At 69.8% G+C, this 19,351-nt stretch carries 17 protein-coding genes; 11 read left to right on the forward strand and 6 right to left on the reverse strand.

The features are described 5' to 3' along the window. Positions 1 to 10: 10 nt before the first annotated feature. Entirely contained in the window at positions 11 to 1,213 is a 1,203-nt protein-coding gene (locus M3U25_RS15830) for an amino acid aminotransferase (RefSeq protein WP_355501643.1), read from the reverse strand. 131 nt (positions 1,214 to 1,344) lie between these two features. On the opposite strand from M3U25_RS15830, the gene M3U25_RS15835 reads away from it, so the two are divergent. From M3U25_RS15835 to M3U25_RS15845, 3 genes are all read left to right on the forward strand, one after another. Continuing rightward, the gene (locus tag M3U25_RS15835; protein ID WP_355501640.1) at positions 1,345 to 3,471 is read left to right on the forward strand and encodes a TonB-dependent receptor; all 2,127 of its coding nucleotides are present in this window, start codon (positions 1,345 to 1,347) and stop codon (positions 3,469 to 3,471) included. 74 nt (positions 3,472 to 3,545) lie between these two features. Then, entirely contained in the window at positions 3,546 to 3,881 is a 336-nt protein-coding gene (locus tag M3U25_RS15840; protein WP_355501637.1) for a hypothetical protein, read from the forward strand. A 484-nt stretch (positions 3,882 to 4,365) separates the two neighbouring features. Continuing rightward, the gene (locus M3U25_RS15845; protein WP_355501634.1) at positions 4,366 to 4,752 is read left to right on the forward strand and encodes a hypothetical protein; all 387 of its coding nucleotides are present in this window, start codon (positions 4,366 to 4,368) and stop codon (positions 4,750 to 4,752) included. Between the two features lie 149 nt (positions 4,753 to 4,901). On the opposite strand, the gene M3U25_RS15850 is transcribed toward M3U25_RS15845, so the two are convergent. Continuing rightward, positions 4,902 to 6,800, reverse strand: a complete 1,899-nt coding sequence (locus M3U25_RS15850) for a sigma-54-dependent Fis family transcriptional regulator (RefSeq protein ID WP_355501631.1) — start codon at positions 6,798 to 6,800, stop codon at positions 4,902 to 4,904. A 245-nt stretch (positions 6,801 to 7,045) separates the two neighbouring features. On the opposite strand from M3U25_RS15850, the gene adh reads away from it, so the two are divergent. The 3 genes from adh (at position 7,046) to M3U25_RS15865 (ending at position 10,122) form a co-directional block, all read left to right on the forward strand. Beyond that, entirely contained in the window at positions 7,046 to 8,575 is a 1,530-nt protein-coding gene (gene adh, locus M3U25_RS15855; RefSeq protein ID WP_355501628.1) for an aldehyde dehydrogenase, read from the forward strand. Positions 8,576 to 8,698: 123 nt separating this feature from the next. After that, the gene (adhP, locus tag M3U25_RS15860; RefSeq protein ID WP_242158014.1) at positions 8,699 to 9,727 is read left to right on the forward strand and encodes an alcohol dehydrogenase AdhP; all 1,029 of its coding nucleotides are present in this window, start codon (positions 8,699 to 8,701) and stop codon (positions 9,725 to 9,727) included. Further along, positions 9,727 to 10,122: a DUF779 domain-containing protein gene (locus M3U25_RS15865; protein ID WP_355501624.1), complete on the forward strand. Its 396-nt coding sequence runs from the start codon at positions 9,727 to 9,729 to the stop codon at positions 10,120 to 10,122. Before adhP ends, M3U25_RS15865 begins: the two co-directional genes overlap by 1 nt. A 376-nt stretch (positions 10,123 to 10,498) precedes the next feature. Here the strand turns inward: M3U25_RS15865 and M3U25_RS15870 are convergent, their stop codons facing one another. Beyond that, the gene (locus M3U25_RS15870; protein ID WP_355501621.1) at positions 10,499 to 10,801 is read right to left on the reverse strand and encodes a hypothetical protein; all 303 of its coding nucleotides are present in this window, start codon (positions 10,799 to 10,801) and stop codon (positions 10,499 to 10,501) included. A gap of 162 nt (positions 10,802 to 10,963) precedes the next feature. Between M3U25_RS15870 and M3U25_RS15875 the strand changes: the two genes are divergently transcribed. Further along, on the forward strand, positions 10,964 to 11,359 hold the full coding sequence (locus M3U25_RS15875; RefSeq protein WP_184502732.1) for a hypothetical protein: 396 nt from the start codon (positions 10,964 to 10,966) through the stop codon (positions 11,357 to 11,359). Further along, positions 11,359 to 12,336 carry a Ku protein gene (locus tag M3U25_RS15880; RefSeq protein WP_355501617.1) on the forward strand — a complete coding sequence of 326 codons (978 nt, stop codon included), beginning with the start codon at positions 11,359 to 11,361 and terminating at the stop codon, positions 12,334 to 12,336. Before M3U25_RS15875 ends, M3U25_RS15880 begins: the two co-directional genes overlap by 1 nt. Positions 12,337 to 12,609: 273 nt before the next feature. Here the strand turns inward: M3U25_RS15880 and lldD are convergent, their stop codons facing one another. The 3 genes from lldD to M3U25_RS15895 all read right to left on the reverse strand — a co-directional run bounded on the left by lldD (position 12,610) and on the right by M3U25_RS15895 (position 15,296). Continuing rightward, positions 12,610 to 13,773, reverse strand: a complete 1,164-nt coding sequence (gene lldD, locus M3U25_RS15885) for an FMN-dependent L-lactate dehydrogenase LldD (protein WP_355501613.1) — start codon at positions 13,771 to 13,773, stop codon at positions 12,610 to 12,612. 12 nt (positions 13,774 to 13,785) lie between these two features. Further along, entirely contained in the window at positions 13,786 to 14,586 is an 801-nt protein-coding gene (gene lldR, locus M3U25_RS15890) for a transcriptional regulator LldR (protein ID WP_355501610.1), read from the reverse strand. A 134-nt stretch (positions 14,587 to 14,720) separates the two neighbouring features. After that, the gene (locus M3U25_RS15895; RefSeq protein ID WP_355501826.1) at positions 14,721 to 15,296 is read right to left on the reverse strand and encodes an isoprenylcysteine carboxylmethyltransferase family protein; all 576 of its coding nucleotides are present in this window, start codon (positions 15,294 to 15,296) and stop codon (positions 14,721 to 14,723) included. 220 nt (positions 15,297 to 15,516) lie between these two features. Between M3U25_RS15895 and M3U25_RS15900 the strand changes: the two genes are divergently transcribed. The 3 genes from M3U25_RS15900 to fabV all read left to right on the forward strand — a co-directional run bounded on the left by M3U25_RS15900 (position 15,517) and on the right by fabV (position 18,830). Next, positions 15,517 to 16,614: a histidine kinase gene (locus M3U25_RS15900; protein WP_355501607.1), complete on the forward strand. Its 1,098-nt coding sequence runs from the start codon at positions 15,517 to 15,519 to the stop codon at positions 16,612 to 16,614. Then, the gene (locus tag M3U25_RS15905) at positions 16,611 to 17,243 is read left to right on the forward strand and encodes a response regulator transcription factor (RefSeq protein ID WP_242158054.1); all 633 of its coding nucleotides are present in this window, start codon (positions 16,611 to 16,613) and stop codon (positions 17,241 to 17,243) included. Before M3U25_RS15900 ends, M3U25_RS15905 begins: the two co-directional genes overlap by 4 nt. Positions 17,244 to 17,624: 381 nt before the next feature. After that, complete coding sequence (gene fabV / locus M3U25_RS15910; protein WP_355501604.1) at positions 17,625 to 18,830, forward strand: enoyl-ACP reductase FabV; 1,206 nt, start codon at positions 17,625 to 17,627, stop codon at positions 18,828 to 18,830. The last annotated feature ends 521 nt before the right edge of the window (positions 18,831 to 19,351 follow it).

Genomic DNA, 19,351 nt, shown 5'->3' on the forward strand with positions numbered 1-19,351 from the left:
CCGGCGGCACTCAGCCCTTGTGCACGGTCGCCACGGCCTGGGTCACGTAGTCCAGGTTCTTCTGGCTCAGCGCGGCCACGCAGATGCGGCCGGTGCCGACCGCGTAGATGCCGAACTCCTCGCGCAGCCGGTCCACCTGCGCCTTGCTCAGGCCCGAGTAGGAGAACATGCCGGCCTGCTGCTGGATGAAGCCGAACTCCGGCGCGCCCAGGGCGGCCAGCTTCTGCACCATGCCGGCGCGCAGGGCGTGGATGCGCTCGCGCATCTCGGTCAGTTCCTGCTCCCACATCGTGCGCAGTTCCGGGCTGTTGAGCACCCCGGCGACCAGCGCGGCGCCGTGCGTGGACGGGCTGGAGTAGATGGTGCGGATGATGCGCTTGACCTGCGACTGCACCGCCTTGCTCTCGGCGGCGTTGGCCGAGACCACCGACAGCGCGCCGACGCGTTCGCCGTACAGCGAGAACGACTTGGAGTAGGAACTGGCGACCACGTAGCTGTCGATGCCGACCTCGGCCAGCAGGCGCACCGCGTAGGCGTCGGCGTCGATGCCCTTGTCGAAGCCCTGGTAGGCGATGTCCACGAACGGGAACAGGTTGCGTTCCTTCAGCAGCTCGGCCACGGTGCGCCACTGCGCCTGGCTCAGGTCGGCGCCGGTGGGGTTGTGGCAGCAGGCGTGCAGCAGCACCACGCTGCCGGGCGCGAGGGCGCGCAGGTCGGCGAGCATGCCGTCGAAGTTCAGGCCGTGGCTGGCCGGATCGAAATAGGTGTAGTCGACCACGTCGAAGCCGGCGGCGGTGAACACCGCGCGGTGGTTCTCCCAGCTCGGGTTGCTGATGGCGATGGTCGAGGTGGACAGCAGCTTCTTCAGCAGGTCCGCGCCCACGCGCAGCGCACCGCTGCCGCCGACGGTCTGCGAGGTGGCGACGCGGCCGGCGGCCAGCAGCGGCGACTCGGCGCCGAACAGCAGCTTCTGCGTGGCCAGGTCGTAGGCGGGCAGGCCGTCGATCGGCAGGTAGCCGCGCGGCTTGGCCTCCTGCGCCAGCTGCTGTTCGATCTGCTGCACGGCGCGCAGCAGCGGGATGCGGCCGTTTTCGTCGTAGTAGATGCCCACGCCCAGGTTGACCTTGGTCGGGCGGGAGTCGGCGTTGTAGGCCTCGGTCAGGCCCAGGATCGGGTCGCCTGGGACCTGTTCCACGTTTGCAAAGAAGGACACGGCGGTACTCGTTCGGTGGCGAAGGTGGGGGGCCGGGGGGACCGGAGCCGGCGCGGTCAAACACCTCATCCTAACAAACGCGGTCGCGCTTGGCCGGGTGCGGTGCGGCGGCACATGGGCGATGATGGTGCATGTCCGTTCCCCTCCCCTCCGCCCTGCTCTGCGGGGCCTGCGCCATGGCGCTGTCGTCCCTGGTTCGCGCCGCTCCCGGCGCGGATCCCGCCACCACCCTGCCCGTCTTGCAGGTCCAGGCCGCCCGCGTCGGCGGCGTGGCCGATTTCGACCTGCCGGCGTCGCTGACCACCACCGGCCTGGGCGACAGCGACCGCCTCGGCGTGCAGGCCTCCGAGGCCCTGGCCGGGGTGCCCGGCCTGCTCGCGCGCGACCGCCAGAACTATGCGCAGGATACCCAGTTGTCGATCCGCGGCTTCGGCGCGCGCTCGGCGTTCGGCGTGCGCGGCGTGCGCCTGCTGCTCGATGGCATCCCGGCGACGATGCCGGATGGCCAGGGCCAGCTGTCCAACTTCAACCTGTTCGGCAGCGAGCGGGTCGAGGTGCTGCGCGGGCCGTTCTCGGCGCTGTACGGCAATTCCTCCGGTGGCGTGGTGCAGCTGTGGAGCGCCGATGGCCAGCCGGACGATCCGTGGCGGCTGCGCAGCGCGATCGGCAGCCACGGCACCGCGGCCCTCAGCGCGCAGGCGCTGGGCCAGAACGGCGACGTCCACTACAACCTGGCCGCCACCCATTTCAGCACCGACGGCTACCGCGACCACAGCCACGCGCAGCGCACCACCTTCAACGCCAAGATCGGCATCGACCTGGGGCCGGGGCGGCGCCTGGACCTGCTGCTCAACGCGCTGGAGGCGCCCGATGCGCAGGATCCGCTGGGCCTGAGCCGCGCCCAGGTCGCCGCCGACCCACGCCAGGCCACCGCCGTGGCCAGCCAGTACGACACCCGCAAGTCCACCCGCCAGGTGCAGGCCGGCGCCATCTTCACCCAGCAGGTGGACCAGCAGACCTGGCGGCTGATGGGCTACGCCGGGCGCCGCGACGTGGAGCAGTACCTGTCGGTGCCGGTGAGTGCGCAGAGCAACCCGCTCAACGCCGGCGGCGTGATCGACCTGGATGGCGACTACGGCGGCCTCGACGCGCGCTGGGCCTGGCAGGGCGAACTGGGCGGCCGCCCGTTCCAGTTCACCGTCGGTGCCAATGCCGATCGCCAGCAACAGCACCGCACCGGCTACGAGAACTTCGTCGGCAGCACGCTGGGGGTGAAGGGCCGGCTGCGCCGCGACCAGCAGGACCGGGTGGAGAACGTGGACCAGTTCGCCCAGGCCTGGTGGCAGTTCGCCGAGCGCTGGTCGCTGCTGGCCGGCCTGCGCCACAGCCAGGTGCGGTTCCGCTCGGACGACGCCTACATCGTCGGCCGCAACCCCGACGACAGCGGCCGCACCGACTATGCCGCGACCACGCCGGTGGCCGGGCTGGTGTTCCGCGTCAGCGACGATCTGCGGCTCTACGCCTCGGCCGGGCGCGGGTTCGAGACCCCGACCTTCAACGAGCTGGGCTACCGCCGCGACGGCGGCGCCGGCCTGGCCCTGGACCTGGCCGCCGCGCGCAGCCAGAACCTGGAACTGGGCGCGAAGTGGCGCAACGCCGCCGGCGCCAGCTGGGACGCAGCGCTGTTCCGCGCCAGCACCGACGACGAGCTGGCGGTGGCCAGCAACACCAACGGCCGCAGCACCTACCGCAACATCGGCCGCACCCGCCGCCAGGGCGCCGAGACCAGCCTGACCCTGCCGCTGGGCGACAGCGCGCAACTGCAGCTGGCCTACACCTGGCTGCAGGCGACGGTGCGCCAGGCCTACCTGACTTGCGCCAGCAGCGGCTGCGCCACGCCCACCGCGGTGGTGGCCGCCGGCACGCGCCTGCCCGGCGTGCCGCGCCAGCAACTGTTCGCGCGCTGGCAATGGCAGCCGCGCGCCTGGCAGTTCGCGGTGGAGGGCGTGGCCGCCGGCGACACCGTGGTCAACGACCTGGCCAGCGAGGCCGCGCCCGGCTACGCCGTGCTCAATCTGGAAGCGGCGCGGCGCTGGACCACCGCGCACGGCACCCTGCGGACCTTCGCGCGCATCGACAACGCGTTCGATCGCCGCTACATCGGTTCGGTCATCGTCAACGACGGCAATGGCCGTTACTACGAACCGGGTCCGGATCGCGGCTATACGGTCGGGTTGCAGTGGGATTTCATGCCCTGAGTGGGTCGTCGACGTGCAGCATGGCGCGAACACCGCCAGTACGTTGCCACCCTCGCACGCGTTTGGAGACGCTGATGAAAACCGGATGGCTGCTCGCCCTGCTCGCCCTCACGCCGATCACCGCGCTGGCCGCGTCCGTCACCGGCACGCTGGTCGAGGGCGGCGGCATCGACGACATGAGCATCGTCGTGCGTGCGGCCGATGGGCGGCAGGTGGAGGCGTATTGCACGGTGCAGTGTGGCGACTGGTTTGTCGTCGAGGCAGAAAGCGAGGTGTCGGTGTTGAAGAAGGCACTCAAGGGCAGGCAGGTGGCGTTGGAGTACGCCACCGAAGCCAACGGCGACCGCATTGCCGGTCCGGGCCCGGACGAGCGGTTGCGGTTCGTGAAGCGTGTGCGCCTCCTTCCCTGAGCGGTCCTGTCGGCACAGGCGCAGCAGCGCAGACAGACGCCGGGAGGCCCGCCTCACGCGCATCCCCACGACGGCGCTGGAATGGACAGCGCCAATCGCCCCGGCCACAACGCAAGGCCCGCGCGTAGGAGCGGCTTCAGCCGCGACAGGCATTGCCGGGAATTGAAGCCGCTCCTGCGTGTGCATGACGCCGGCTCGCCGGTCGCTCACCCGGACGTGTTCCCTGCGTCGATGCCGCACGCAGGCGCATGCCATGGTGTCTCAAAGAACGGCAGGCGCACATCGAGGAAGCGACGCCTGCGCTAGGCGATCGCACATGACGAGCGCAAAAAACCGCGCCGAACTGTCTACAAATCCGGGTTGAGCTGTCTACTGGCGACGGCCGATTCGCTGGCTGCCTGCGCGTTGCCGGCGATAGCGTAATCACGCGTGGGCGACATGCAGCAACTCCACCCATCCACCGATGCGCAACGGAGACCGAATCATGGACAAGACAGGCGACAAGTTACTGGCCGAAGGCGTCAGTGCAACGCAGTATCAGGGAACGTTCGTGGTCAACAACGGAACGGGCCAGGTCATCACCAACGTCAGCGTGAAACACACGTGCGGCAATTTCGTGAATACCGCAGTGGCGGTCTCGCTGCAGCCGGGCGAATCGACATCGCCGGTGCTGCTGCAGGCGCAGACCGGGTCCAACGATGACTGGAGCCTGTCGTTCCAGATGGGCAACGTCTCGCGCAGCCGCAACAGCAAGCAATGCAACTACGAGACCGAGGATGCACCCAACACCTGCATCATCGCCTTGTACGACGATAGCTTCAGCGTGATCACGCCGAAGAGTTCGCCGTGTCTGAACAATAGCTACGATTGAACGACGGCGACAGCCGAGTGCCGCTGCCGCTGGGTCGGCAGCGGCCGTGTCGCGGCAATGCGTTGCGGCGTCCGCGCAGCGCTGGCGATCGAGACAGGCGAGGTCGATGATCTTGTGCAGTGTTGCCGGCAGCGTCGCGACACCCTGCTTCAGTGCGTCCCCAACTGCAGCCGCCGATACAGCGTGCTGCGGCTGATGCCCAGCCGGCGCGCGGCCTGCGACACATTGCCTTGGCAGGCATCCAGTGCCTGGCGCATGGCGCCGAGCGCCAGGCTGTCCAGGTCGGCGTCGGGCAATGGCATCGCGGTGCCGCCGTGGCCGCCCTGCTCCGCCGCGCGGAGGCCGGGCAGGTAAGCCGGCAAGGCGTCGGTATCGACCAGCGCGTCCGCCTCGCTCAACGCCACCAGCGTGCGCAGGCACGCCACCAGTTGGCGCAGGTTGCCCGGCCACGCATAGGCGCTGAGCGTCGCCAGGGCCGCCTCGGTCAGGCGCCTGCCCTGCCCCAGCCGTGTCCACAGGTCGGCGACCAGCGTCCGCCGGTCCGGATGCGCGCGCAGCGCCGGCACCTGCACGCAGTGATGGGCGATGCGGTAGTACAGGTCGGGGCGGAAGCGCTGTTCGGCCATCGCCGCGTCCAGATCGCGGTGGGTGGCGCAGATCAGCGCGAAATCCAGCTTCACCGGCTTGCCGCCGCCCAGCGGCAGCAGCTCGCGTTCCTGCAGCACGCGCAGCAGCCGCGGCTGCAGGGCCAGCGGCATGTCGCCGATCTCGTCCAGGAACAGCACGCCGCCATCGGCCTGGCGCAGCAGGCCCGGGCTGCCGTGCTTGCGCGCGCCGGTGAAGGCACCGTCCTCGTAGCCGAACAGTTCCGCTTCGATCAGCCCTTCCGGCAGCGCCGCGCAGTTGACCGCCACGAACGGGCGCCCGGCGCGCGCGCTGCGCCGGTGCAGTTCGCGCGCGAACACTTCCTTGCCGGTGCCGGTCTCGCCCTGCACCAGCACCGGCAGCTGCGCGTCGAGCACGCGCCGCGCGCGTTCCAGCGCCAGCTCCTGCGCGGCATCGAACAGCGGCGCGTCAGACGCGGCCGCCGCCGAAGGCCGCGACGACGTGGTCACGGTGATCGGCGCCTGCTGCGGGCGCCGCCGCGGACGGTCGTCGGCCGGGCTGTCGATGCGTCCGTGCAGTGCGCGCCCCTGCAGGTCGAACACGCTGCCCTGCTGGCGCAGCCGCGACAGCGGTTCCTCGAACAGTGCCTCGTAGGGCGCGCGCCCGAGTTCGTGGCGTTCCAGTCCGAACAGCCGCAACCCGGCCTGGTTGGCCGCCACCAGGCGGCCGTTGCGGAACGCCAGCAGCGCCTCGCGCGCGGTGCCGAGCAGCGCCGGGTCGTGGTGCACGCGCAGCAGTTCGCAGCCGGGAATGCCGTCGTCGAAGTAGCGGTGCTCGATGTTCGCCACCGCCATCCGCGCCAGCGCCAACGCATGCATGTGCTGCACGCTGGCGTCGCCGGAGATGTCGAGCACGCCGGCCAGGCGGCCGTAGGGATCGAAGATCGGCACCGCCGCGCAACTGAGGATCTGATGCGGGGCGAAGTAGTGCTCGCCGCCGCGCACTTCCACCGAGCGGCTTTCGACGATGGCGGTGCCGATCGCATTGGTGCCGACCTGGGTTTCGCTCCAGCATGCGCCCGGCATCAGCGCCACCCTGCCCGCCTTGTCGAGGAAGCGCGGGCTGCCTTCGGCGTCGAGGATCCAGCCGGCCTCGTCGGTGAGCAGCACGATGCTGCCGGTGGCCGCGGCGTCGCCGGCCAGGCCTTCCAGCTCGGCGCGGGCCAGCCGCCACAGGCGCTCGTGCGCCTCGCGCAGGGCGCGCAGGCGCGAGGCCTCCAGCGGCTCGATTGCCGGCTTGGCATCCGCGGCCAGGCCCAGGCGCTGGCAGCGCTGCCACGACTGCAGGATGGTGTCGGGCACCTGCCCGACCGGTGCGCCGCCGCGTTCGAAGAACGCGCGGCGGGCCTGACCGAGTTGATGTTGCGAAGGATGCTGCGCCATGTCCGGCTCCGCTGTCGCAGATTGCGACACCTGGTGATACGGGTGTTCCGATAAACAGCACATCCGCCGGTTCGGTGCAATCGCCGCACGTGACGCGACGCAGCAAAACCGGCGCGCCTGCGTCGAGGTGTCGCGGTGCGACGACGTGACGCGGCGCAGCACGCAAAACCTGGCATCGGACTTGCGCTTACGCAGCTACCGGATGGGCCTGCCCTGTCCTCTCGACCGCCGAAGGAGACACCACGATGAATGCCGTCAGCACCGCCAAGCCGCATGCCACCGATCCGCAGTCCATCTTCAAGTCGCGCTACGGCAACTTCATCGGCGGCAAGTGGGTGGAGCCGAAGAGCGGGCAGTACTTCGACAACAGCACGCCGATCACCGGCAAGGTGTTCACCGCGGTGGCGCGCTCCAATGCCGAGGACATCGAAGCCGCGCTCGACGCCGCGCACGCCGCCAAGGACGCCTGGGGCAAGGCCTCCAGCACCGAGCGCAGCAACGTGCTGCTGAAGATCGCCGACCGCATCGAGCAGAACCTGGAACTGCTGGCCTATGCCGAGACCTGGGACAACGGCAAGCCGGTGCGGGAGACGCTCAACGCCGACGTGCCGCTGTGCGTGGACCACTTCCGTTACTTCGCCGGCGCGGTGCGCGCGCAGGAAGGCGGCATCTCCGAGATTGACCACGACACCATCGCCTACCACTTCCACGAGCCGCTCGGCGTGGTCGGGCAGATCATCCCGTGGAACTTCCCGCTGCTGATGGCGTGCTGGAAGCTGGCGCCGGCGCTGGCCGCGGGCAACTGCGTGGTGATGAAGCCGGCCGAGCAGACCCCTGCCTCGATCCTGGTGCTGATGGAGGTGATCGGCGACCTGCTGCCGCCGGGCGTGCTCAACGTGGTCAACGGCTTCGGCCTGGAGGCGGGCAAGCCGCTGGCCAGCAACCCGCGCATCGCCAAGATCGCCTTCACCGGCGAGACCACTACCGGCCGGCTGATCATGCAGTACGCCAGCCAGAACCTGATCCCGGTGACGCTGGAGCTGGGCGGCAAGTCGCCCAACATCTTCTTCGCCGACGTGATGGCCGAGGACGACGACTTCCTCGACAAGGCGGTGGAAGGCTTCGTGCTGTTCGCCTTCAACCAGGGCGAGGTGTGCACCTGTCCGTCGCGCGCGTTGATCCAGGAATCGATCTACGACAAGTTCATGGAGAAGGCCCTCAAGCGCGTGGCGGCGATCAAGCAGGGCAACCCGCTCGACCCCAACACCATGGTCGGCGCGCAGGCTTCCAGCGAGCAGCTGGAGAAGATCCTGTCCTACATCGACATCGGCAAGCAGGAAGGCGCCGAAGTGCTGATCGGCGGCGAGCGCAACGCACTGGACGGCGACCTGGCGGGCGGCTTCTACGTCAAGCCGACGGTGTTCAAGGGCCACAACAAGATGCGCGTGTTCCAGGAGGAGATCTTCGGCCCGGTGGTGTCGGTGACCACCTTCAAGGACGAGGCCGAGGCGCTGGCGATCGCCAACGACACGCTGTACGGGCTGGGCGCGGGCATGTGGAGCCGCGATGCCGCGCGGCTGTACCGCATGGGCCGCGCGATCCAGGCCGGGCGGGTGTGGACCAACTGCTACCACGCCTACCCGGCGCATGCCGCGTTCGGCGGCTACAAGCAGTCGGGCATCGGCCGCGAGAACCACAAGATGATGCTCGATCACTACCAGCAGACCAAGAACCTGCTGGTCAGTTATTCGCCGAAGGCGCTGGGTTTCTTCTGACGCATGGGGCAGGGCGGCGGCATGCAGCAGCGCGTCGTCGCCTGCCCCAACTGATCTGGATCAAGGCACTCCGTCGCCGGTCGCGCGATGGTGACATCACCCGTTTTTCTCAGGAGCGTTGCAATGGACAAGACGATGAAAGCCGCCGTGGTGCGGGAATTCGGCAAGCCGCTGGCGATCGAGGAAGTGGCGGTGCCGCGGCCGCAGGCCGGCGATATTCTGGTCAAGATCGAGGCCTGCGGTGTGTGCCACACGGACCTGCACGCGGCCGAAGGCGATTGGCCGGTGAAGCCGAATCCGCCGTTCATTCCCGGACATGAGGGCGTGGGCCACGTGGTGGCGGTCGGCGCCGGCGTGGACCACGTCAAGGAAGGCGACCGCGTCGGCATTCCGTGGCTGTACTCGGCCTGCGGCCATTGCGAGCACTGCCTGGGCGGTTGGGAAACCCTGTGCGAGACGCAGCAGAACACCGGCTATTCGGTCAACGGCGGCTTCGCCGAATACGCGCTGGCCAACGCCAGTTACGTCGGCCATCTGCCGAAGGGCATCGGCTTCGTCGAGGTCGCACCGATCCTGTGCGCCGGCGTCACCGTGTACAAGGGCCTGAAGGTCACCGACACCAAGCCGGGCAACTGGGTGGTGATCTCCGGCATCGGCGGCCTCGGCCACATGGCGGTGCAGTACGCCAAGGCGATGGGCCTGAACGTGGCCGCGGTGGACGTGGACGACGCCAAGCTGGCGCTGGCCACGCGCCTGGGCGCGACGGTGACGGTGAACGCGCGCACCACCGACCCGGTGGCGTACCTGAAGAAGGAGATCGGCGGTGCGCACGGTGCGCTGGTCACCGCGGTCTCGCCGAAGGCGTTCGAACAGGCCATCGGCATGGTTCGCCGCGGCGGCACCGTGTCGCTCAACGGCCTGCCGCCGGGCGAGTTCCCGCTGGACATCTTCGGCATGGTGCTCAACGGCGTGACCGTGCGCGGCTCGATCGTCGGCACCCGCCTGGACCTGCAAGAGTCGCTGGAATTCGCCGAGCAGGGCAAGGTCGCCGCGACCGTGGCCACCGACACCCTGGACAACATCAACGACGTGTTCGCACGCATGCACGCCGGCAAGATCGAAGGCCGCATCGTGCTGGACATGGCCGCCTGATGGACGCGTCCGCGCCCGCGGCCGCGCTGCCGCTGCAGGTACTGGCAACACTGCCGGCCCTGCAGCTGATCGCCAAGCTGCGGGCGCGGCACGGCGCGCTGCTGTTCCACCAGTCCGGCGGGTGCTGCGACGGTTCCTCGCCGATGTGCTATCCGCAGGACGACTTCATCGTCGGCGACCGCGACGTGCTGCTGGGCGAGATCGGCGAGGCGCCGTTCTACATCAGCCCGTCGCAGTTCGCCTACTGGAAGCACACGCAGCTGATCATCGATGTCGTGCCCGGCCGCGGCGGCATGTTCTCGCTGGAGAACGGCGAGGGCGTGCGCTTCCTGGTGCGCTCGCGGTTGTTCGACGACAGCGAGTACGCCGCGCTGGAGGCGGCGGGGAAGGTGTAGTCGTGGAAGCGCGCGACCGTATGCATTGTAGGAGCGGCTCTGGCCGCGACCGTGGCGTTAACGGTAACGTCGGTCGCGGCTGAAGCCGCTCCTACATGGACGGGATTCGGACGCAGTGGAGGAGGGTTCGTGTCCCTGGTGAAGAAAGCTGCTTCCACTGAGCACGTCACCGACCAGGTCGATGTAGTGGCCGATGCACAAGGATGCCGCGATGATGCTCACCACAACGCAGCGCCGGGCACTCCCGTAGGAGCGGCTTCAGCCGCGACGGGCCTTACCGGGAACGCCCGGGTCGCGGCTGAAGCCGCTCCTACACATCCGTTGTACGTAGCAAAACGACGACGAGCGCGACAACAACGTCCTGAGACGCCTCCGGCTAAGACCCCTTCGGCGGTTTCGCCGGCACGAACGGCGACACCGGATCACTGGCGGGAAAGGTTTCTTCCAGCGCTTCGTCCTGGTTGGCGTCGGCGTGCCGTCCGTGCGCGGTGTCGGGGGTGGAGTGCGCCGGCGTGTCCTGCGGCGCAGCGCGGTTTTCGCCGGTGCGCGGTTCGTGTTCGACGATGGTCTCGGGGCTGTCGCCGGCGCCGCGGTCTTCGCGGTCCTGGGTGTGACGCTTGCCGCGCTGTTCGCCGGGAACGGGTGGGGCCTGGCGCAGCGGATCGGTGGGCGTGCTCATGTCCGGTTCCTCCAGAGGAATGGCGGCGGAGGTCCAGTTCACCGCCGCGGCAGTGAAGCCATTGCGAATCGCGGCCCTTGCACGCGTCGGTCACGAACCGCTAACGGGGCGGGCGCTACTGCTGCGCATCCCCCCGCCGACGTTGCCGCCCGGAGCCCTGCCATGCGCCCCAGCGACCGCCCCGACCCCTTGCTGTTCAACGCCCATCTGGACCCCTTGCCGAGCGTGCCGCCGCCGCGTCGCCGTGGCGCCGCACCGCGCCCGCAGGATGCGCCCGACTATCGCCGCTACAGCCTGGCCGACTATCGCCAGCGCCGCGCCCGCCACCGCACCCCGTGGCGCGACCTGTGCCCGGCCTATGCCTTCGCCCTGCAGACCCACGCCCGCGGCTGGCCGCGCGGGCCGGAAGCCGAGACCGATGGCGAATTGGCCGCGCACTGGGACCTGGTGCGCGGCGACTCGCGGCTGGACTGGGACCAGGCGCGGCAGGTGGTAGAGGACGCCTGGCAGGCGCTGGATCACCTGCCGGCGCAGGCCACCGGCATGGAGGCGCACTGATGCCGCGCCCGATCTGGACCGGCACGCTGTCCTTCGGCCTGCTCAACGTGCCGGTGTCGCTGATGTCCGGCGAACGCCGGGTCGATCTGCACTTCCGCATGCTCGACGCGCGCGACAAGCGCCCGATCCGCTTCGAGCGGGTCAATGCCGACACCGGCGAGGAAGTGCCGTGGAAGGACATCGTCAAGGCCTACGAATACAGCAAGGGCAACTACGTGGTGGTCGAGCAGCAGGACATCGCCTCGGCCGCGCCGGAGAGCCATGAGGCGGTGGAGGTGGAAGCCTTCGTCGACGCCGCCGAGATCGACCTGCGCTATTTCGAAAAGCCCTACGTGCTGGTGCCGGGCAAGAAGGCCGAAAAGGGCTACGTGCTGCTGCGCGAGACCTTGCGCAGCACCGGCAAGGTCGGCATCGCGCGGGTGGTGATCCGCACCCGCGAATACCTGTCGGCGGTGATGCCGCTGCAGGACGCGCTGGTGCTGATCCTGCTGCGCTATCCGCAGGAACTGGTCGACCTGGACGACTACACGCTGCCCAGCGGCAAGGCCGCCGACTACCGGATCAGCGCCAAGGAAACCGAGATGGCGGCGCAGCTGATCGACTCGATGTCCGGGCGCTGGGACCCCGATGCCTACCACGACGAATTCCGCGAGCGGCTGCACGCGGTGATCCAAAAGCGGATCAAGGCGCAGGAGGGCACCACCCAGGTCGACGAGGACGCCGAGGCCCCGCACCGCGAAGACGCCGCCACCAACGTGGTCGACTTCATGTCGCTGCTGCAGAAGAGCCTGGAGGCCAAGAAGCGCACGCCGGCCAGGCAGGACGAGCGCGTGCCGGTGCGCAAGACCGCGAAAAAGGCCAGCAAGCCGGCCAAGGCGGCGTCCGGCAAGGCGAAGAAGGCCTCGCGCGCGAAACCGGCGGCAGACAAGGCCAAGCCGGCCGCACGCAAGGCGCCGGCGCGGCGCAAGGCGGGGTAGGGCGGGCCCGTGGCGGTGGTGCCGGGTGCACCACCGATCTGGAGGGCGCCGCACCGCACCGGGGCCGGCAAACGTGCCGCTGGTGGTGCGGCGCACAGCGCCTGCCCGGTCGTCAGGTCGTGCCGCGCGCCGTCAATGCCGCGGCCCGCCCGGCCAACCCGAGCGAGCGCGGTGGCAAGGGCGTCATTCCACTGGCGTGCCTTGCCATCCGCGTCCCGGCTTCCTCGCGACGCGCCATCGCGGCGTGGCAGGTTCGCGACTGGCTGATACGCCCTACGCCGAGACCATCGCCTCGCGCGTCACCTGCGCTAGCGAATCGCGCGAGATCGCCGCGATCGACTTGGCGCCGGTCAGGGTCATCGCCACCTGCATCTCCTTCTCGATCAGGCCCAGCAGGTGCTCCACGCCGGCCTGGCCGGCGGCGGCCAGCGCGTAGACGAAGGCGCGGCCGAGCAGCACCGCGTCGGCGCCCAGCGCCAGCATGCGCACCACGTCCAGGCCGCTGCGCACCCCGGAATCGGCCAGGATCTTGAGCTCGCCCTGCACCGCATCGGCGATCGCCGGCAACGCCCGCGCGCTGGACAGCACGCCGTCGAGCTGGCGCCCGCCATGGTTGGAGACGACGATGCCGTCGGCGCCGAAGCGCACCGCATCGCGCGCGTCGGCCGGGTCGAGGATGCCCTTGATCACCATCGGCCCGGTCCAGAACGCGCGGATCCATTCCAGATCCTTCCACGTGATCGACGGGTCGAAGTTGGCGCCGAGCCAGCCGATGTAGTCGGCCAGCCCGGTCGGGTGGCCGCGGTAGGTGGAGATGTTGCCCAGGTCGTGCGGGCGCCCGCGCAGGCCCACGTCCCAGGCCCAGCGCGGGTGGGTGACCGCCTGCAGCATGCGCCGCAGCGGCGCATGGGGGCCGCTCATGCCCGAATGCGCGTCGCGGTAGCGCGCGCCCGGCACCGGCATGTCCACGGTGAACACCAGGGTGGTGACGCCGGCCGCCTTGGCCCGTTCCAGCGCATTGCGCATGAAGCCACGGTCCCTGAGCACGTAGAGCTGGAACCACATCGGCCGGTCGATCGCCGGCGCCACTTCCTCGATCGGGCACACCGACACCGTGGACAGGGTGAACGGCACGCCTTTGGCCGCCGCCGCCCTGGCCGCCTGCACCTCGCCGCGCCGCGCGTACATGCCGGTCAGGCCCACCGGCCCCAGCGCCACCGGCAAGGCCAGGCGTTCGCCGAACAGCTCGGTGCGCAGGTCCAGCGCCGACATGTCCTCGCGCAACACCCGCTGGCGCAGGGCGATGTCGCTCAGGTCGGACACGTTGCGGCGCAGGGTGTGCTCGGCATAGGCGCCGCCGTCGATGTAGTGGAACAGGAACGGCGGCAGCCGGCGCTGCGCGGCGGCACGGTAGTCGGTGGACGCGGAAATGATCATGGCGGCAGGCGGTCAGGGAGAGGAGGGCAGGCGCGAGGCGCGGGCGCGGCGCGCATCGTCCTCGTCGAGGGTGCGCAGCGCGCTGTGCACGAATTCCAGGTGGGCGTGCGCGGCGGCGCGGGCGCGTTCCGGGTCCCCGGCCAGGATCGCGTCGCGCAAGGCGCGGTGCTGGGCGTGCAGGGCGGCGAAGATGCGCGGCGAGGCGAACAGCTGTTGCCGGCTCTGCGAGATGTTGGCCTGCAGAAGGTCGAACAGGCCGCGCATCACCTGCAGCAGCACGCGGTTGTGGGTGGCCTCGGCGATGGCCAGGTGGAAGTCGGCATCGGCATGCGCCTGGGCGGCCGCATCGGCCTGCGCATGGGTCTGCAGCAGCGCCTCGAACGCGGCGTCGATGCGCGCGCGGTCGTCGTCGGTGGCGCGCAGCGCCGCGTGCCAGGCGGTGGCGCCTTCCAGGGCGTGGCGCGCTTCCAGCACGTCGAAACGGTATTCCGGGTCGGCGTGCAGCAGCGGCAGGAACGGCTGCAGCGGCGCCACCACCTGGTCCTCCGGGGTCGGTGGCCGTTGCACGTAGGTGCCGCCGCCCACGCGGGCGCGCAGCAGCCCCTGGCTGGCGAGCTGGGCGATGGCCTCGCGCAACACCGGGCGGGACACGCCCAATTCCGCAGCCAGGGCACGCTCGGCGGGCAGGCGCGCGTCGACCGCCAGGCCGCGTTGCGCGATCAGCGTCCGCAACTGCGCGGCGACCCGGTCGCTGAGCCGGGCAGGGGGCTCGGCGGCTGCTGGTGTGCTGGCAGCAATGGAAATTTTGGTCATACCAATCACGCAGAGAGAGCAATCGCTACGGCGGCATTAGGCGCCTGATTTCACGCGAGGTCAATCTCTTCAACGCGCTGGCTGCACGATATTGGTAATACCAATCAGTGGGGGTCGCGACCAGCGACGTGGCCTCACCACACCCACGGCAGCAGCCGCCAGCTGTGCGCGGCGTAGTCCGGGTACTCCTCGGGGAAGGCCTGGGTCAGCAGCGCTTCCTCGACCCGGATGCGGCGCAGGAACGCCCAGGTCACCGGCAGCACGATCGCCAGCAGCGACAGCACGTTGCCCATGCCCAGCGCCAGCCCGTAGAACGCCAGCAGCGCGCCGGTGTAGGAGGGATGCCGCAGATAGCGGTACGGCCCGTGGCGGACCAGGCGATGGCCTTCCTGGATGGTCACGTCGACGGTGAACCAGCGCGCCAGCACGCGGATCGACCACAATCGCAGCGCCAGGCCGCTGGCCAGCAGCACGCACGCCGTCCAGCGCAACGGCTCGCGCAGGTGCGGCGCATACCGCCACACGCCGAGCATCGACAGCACGACGCCCAGCGCCACCGCGGCGTACAGCACGCGCCACAGCAGCCGCAGCGTGCCCTGGTCGCGGGCGCCACCATCGGCGGCGCGGCGACGGCGGCCGAGCAGGATTTCGTAGGCGCCCCAGCTCAGGCCGAGCAGCATGAACAGCAGATCCGGATGGTGCAGGGTCATGGGCATGGCGGTGTCCTCGTGCGGCGTGCAAGGCCGGCATTGCGTGGCGGGGTGCCCCGTCCAACGCGCCGGGTGTCCAGCGCGCAGCAGGGCATGGACGCAGTGTGCCGCCATCGCGGTGGCGCGGCAGTGGCCGCTGGTCACCCGCTCCGCCTGCCGGAAGTCACTTTCTACGCCCGACCCATTGCCGCGGCGTCGTCGCACGGTCAGCATCCGCCGCATGAACCGATTCCTGCGCGACCTGATCGAACCCAAGCGCCTGGCCGGGCTGCTGACCGTGGCCACCGTGCTGTGGTCGTTCCAGTTCGCGCCGCATGCCCTGGCGGTCTGGTGCTGGCTCGCGGCGGCGTTGTTCCTGCTGCCGCTGATCGGCGCGCACTACCTGCCCGGGCATTGGCGCGATGCCGCGCTGTGGCTCGAGGCGGCGGCGGCGATGGCCCTGGTCTGGCTCGAGCCGCACGTCGGCACGGCGCCGGTGCTGCTGGTGGTGGTGGTCGCGCAGGTGGCGCTGCAGTGGCCGCCGCGGCAGGTGCTGCTGTTGGCCGTGCTGGCCAACCTGGGCACGTTCCTGGCGCTGTCCGCCGCCAGCATCAAGCATCCGCTGCTGACCACGCTGATCTACGGCTGCTTCCATGCCTTCGCCGGCCTGAGTGCGCACTACGCGCGCACCGCCGAGCTGGCGCGCGAGGCGCTGGCGCGGGTCAACGCCGACCTGCTGGCCACCCGCGCGCTGCTCGCCGACAGCACCCGCGATGCCGAGCGCCTGCGCCTGGCGCGCGAACTGCACGACGTGGCCGGGCACAAGCTCACCGCCATGCGCATCCAGCTGCGCCTGCTGCTGGCCGATCCGGCGCTGGCGCAACGCGCCGAGGTGGCGACGGTGGAACGGCTGTCCGCCGAACTGCTGGCCGACATCCGCGCGGTGGTGCAGTCGCTGCGCGACGACCGCGGCGTGGACCTGGAGACGGCGCTGTGCGCCCTGGCCGCGCCGTTCCCACGGCCGCAGCTGCAGCTGCAGATCGACCCGGCGCTGCGCATCACCGATCCGTACCTGGCCGAGACCCTGCTGCGGCTGGTGCAGGAAGCGCTGACCAACGCCGCGCGGCATGCCGACGCCGCGCATGTGCGGGTGCGCCTGGGCCAGGACCGGCAGCAGCTGTGCCTGGACATCGAGGACGACGGCCACCGTGCCGAACGCATCCGCGAGGGCAACGGCATCGCCGGCATGCGCGAGCGCCTGGCCGCGCTGCACGGACGCCTGGACCTGGGCCGCACGCCGCTCGGCGGCATGCAGCTGAGCGTGAGGCTGCCGCTGTGAGCGCGCTGCGGATCGCCCTGGCCGACGACCAGGTGCTGGTGCGCGCGGGGCTGCGCGCGCTGCTGCAGACCCAGGGCATCGTCGTCGCCTGCGAGGCCGACGACGGCCAGGCCCTGCTCGACGCGGTGGCGGCCACGCCGGTGGACGCGGTGCTCAGCGACATCCGCATGCCGGGCATGGACGGCATCCAGGCGCTGCAACAGCTGCGCGCGCGCGGCGACCGCACGCCGGTGCTGCTGCTCACCACCTTCGACGAATCCGACCTGCTGCTGCGCGCCACCGCCGCCGGCGCGCAGGGCTTCCTGCTCAAGGACGCTGCGCCGGAGGACCTGCGCGAGGCGATCGCGCGCGTAGCAGCGGGCGAGACCCTGCTGCAGCCGGTCAGCACCGACCCGGTGCGCGCGCGCTACCGCTACCGCGACGAGGACGCGCCGCGCGACACCTTCAACGAACGCGAGGTGGCGATCCTGCGCCTGCTCGCCGGCGGCTACTCCAACAAGGAAATCGCGCGCAGCCTGTTCCTGGCCGAAGGCACGGTGAAGAACTACGTCTCCACCATCCTCGACAAGCTCGGCACCCGCGACCGCACCCGCGCCGTGCTCAAGGCGATCACCTTGCGCATCATCTGATGCGCCCGCAGGCGATCTCGCTGCGACATCCACCGTCAGCGCGTCGGGACTGAAGTCCCTCCCACACTGTCGCCATCCGACATGGCGGCACCGCCTCAATGGCGGCCCCGTCCCATCCCGTAGGAGCGGCTTCAGCCGCGACAACCAACGACGCGGTGAAGGGTTCGCCGATCCGCGCTTTTCCCTCCCGCCAGCACGGCATCCGCCGCTGCGCCGCAGCTCTTTTGTGGGAGCGACTTCAGTCGCGACGCGACACCCCCGAGCGCGCGCGCCTCCACCCGCACCGCGCTCCATACCCTGCCGTGTGCTGCCACCGGGACTTCTGCCTGCCCGCCGCAGACATTAAGATGCCGCGGGCATTGTGCCGACGAGGAATTCACGTTGATCATCCATCCGAAAGTCCGCGGTTTCATCTGCACCACCACGCATCCGCTCGGCTGCGAGCGCAACGTGCTCGAGCAGATCGCCGCCACGCGCGCGCGCGGCGTGCGCCACGATGGGCCAAAGAACGTGCTGGTGATCGGCGCGTCCAGCGGCTACGGCCTGGCCTCGCGCATCACCGCCGCGTTCGGCTTCGGCGCCGCCACCCTCGGCGTGTTCTTCGAGAAGCCCGGCAGCGAGAAGAAGGCCGGCACCGCCGGTTGGTACAACGCCGCCGCCTTCGACAAGCAGGCCAAGGCCGACGGCCTGTACAGCAAGTCGATCAACGGCGACGCCTTCTCCGACCAGGCGCGGGAGAAGGTGATCGAGCTGATCAAGCAGGACATGGGCGGCCAGGTCGACCTGGTGGTGTATTCGCTGGCCTCGCCCGTGCGCAAGCTGCCGAGCACCGGCGAAGTGAAGCGCTCGGCGCTCAAGCCGATCGGCCAGACCTACACCGCCACCGCCATCGACACCAACAAGGACGCGATCATCGAGGCCTCGATCGAGCCGGCCACCGAGCAGGAGATCGAAGACACCGTCACCGTGATGGGCGGGCAGGACTGGGAACTGTGGATCGATGCGCTGGACGCGGCCGGCGTGCTCGCGCCGGGCGCACGCACCGTCGCCTTCAGCTACATCGGCACCGAGATCACCTGGCCGATCTACTGGCACGGCGCGCTGGGCAAGGCCAAGGTCGACCTCGACCAGACCGCGCAGCGCCTGCACGCCCGCCTGCAGCCGCAGGGTGGCACGGCCAACGTGGCGGTGCTGAAGTCGGTGGTGACCCAGGCCAGCGCGGCGATCCCGGTGATGCCGCTGTACATCTCCATGGTCTACAAGATCATGAAGGAAAAGGGCCTGCACGAAGGCACCATCGAACAGGCCGACCGCCTGTTCCGCGAGCGCCTGTACCGCGAGGACGGCCAGCCCGCGGCCACCGACGACGAGAACCGCCTGCGCCTGGATGACTGGGAACTGCGCGACGACGTGCAGAACGCCTGCAAGGCGCTGTGGCCGCAGGTGACCACCGAGAACCTGTTCCAGCTCACCGACTACGCCGGCTACAAGCACGAGTTCCTCAAGCTGTTCGGCTTTGAACGCCAGGACGTGGACTACGACGCCGACGTCGACCCGGACGTCAAGTTCGATTGCGTGGAGCTCTGAGGAGCGGGGATTGGGGAGTGGGGATTCGGGAGTCGTTGTGATCCCGGATCCTGGAGAGAACATGCGGCCGGCAGCGATGTCGGCCGTTTTCTTTTTCGATGGCAGCCGAAGCGATGGCAGCGCCGGGATGAGCGGCCTCCATGGGCGAGACAGGCGAGGGCTGTGCAGTGGCGGCGGGCCAGGCCATACAGTGGATTAGCGGCGCTGCCCGCAACACCGAAGCAGCGACATGTGCGCCATTGCGCTCGCACCGCGCATTGCCAATGTTCGATGGCTTGTCGCGGCTGAAGCCGCTCCTACGAGAGCGCACGCCGCCGACAGCGCACGCCGCACCCGTAGGAGCGGCTTCAGCCGCGACAACCGAAGCCGTGATGCGTGAATTGACCGAATCGCGTCGGGACTAAAGTCCCTCCCACAAATGCACCAGCCATCCCGCGACAGCTGCTTTCCCGTAGGAGCGGCTTCAGCCGCGACAAGCGAAGCGGCAATGCGTGCGTCGACCGAATCGCGTCGGGACTGAA

The organism is Xanthomonas sp. PPL134, assembly GCF_040595915.1.
GTDB lineage: Bacteria > Pseudomonadota > Gammaproteobacteria > Xanthomonadales > Xanthomonadaceae > Xanthomonas_A > Xanthomonas_A indica.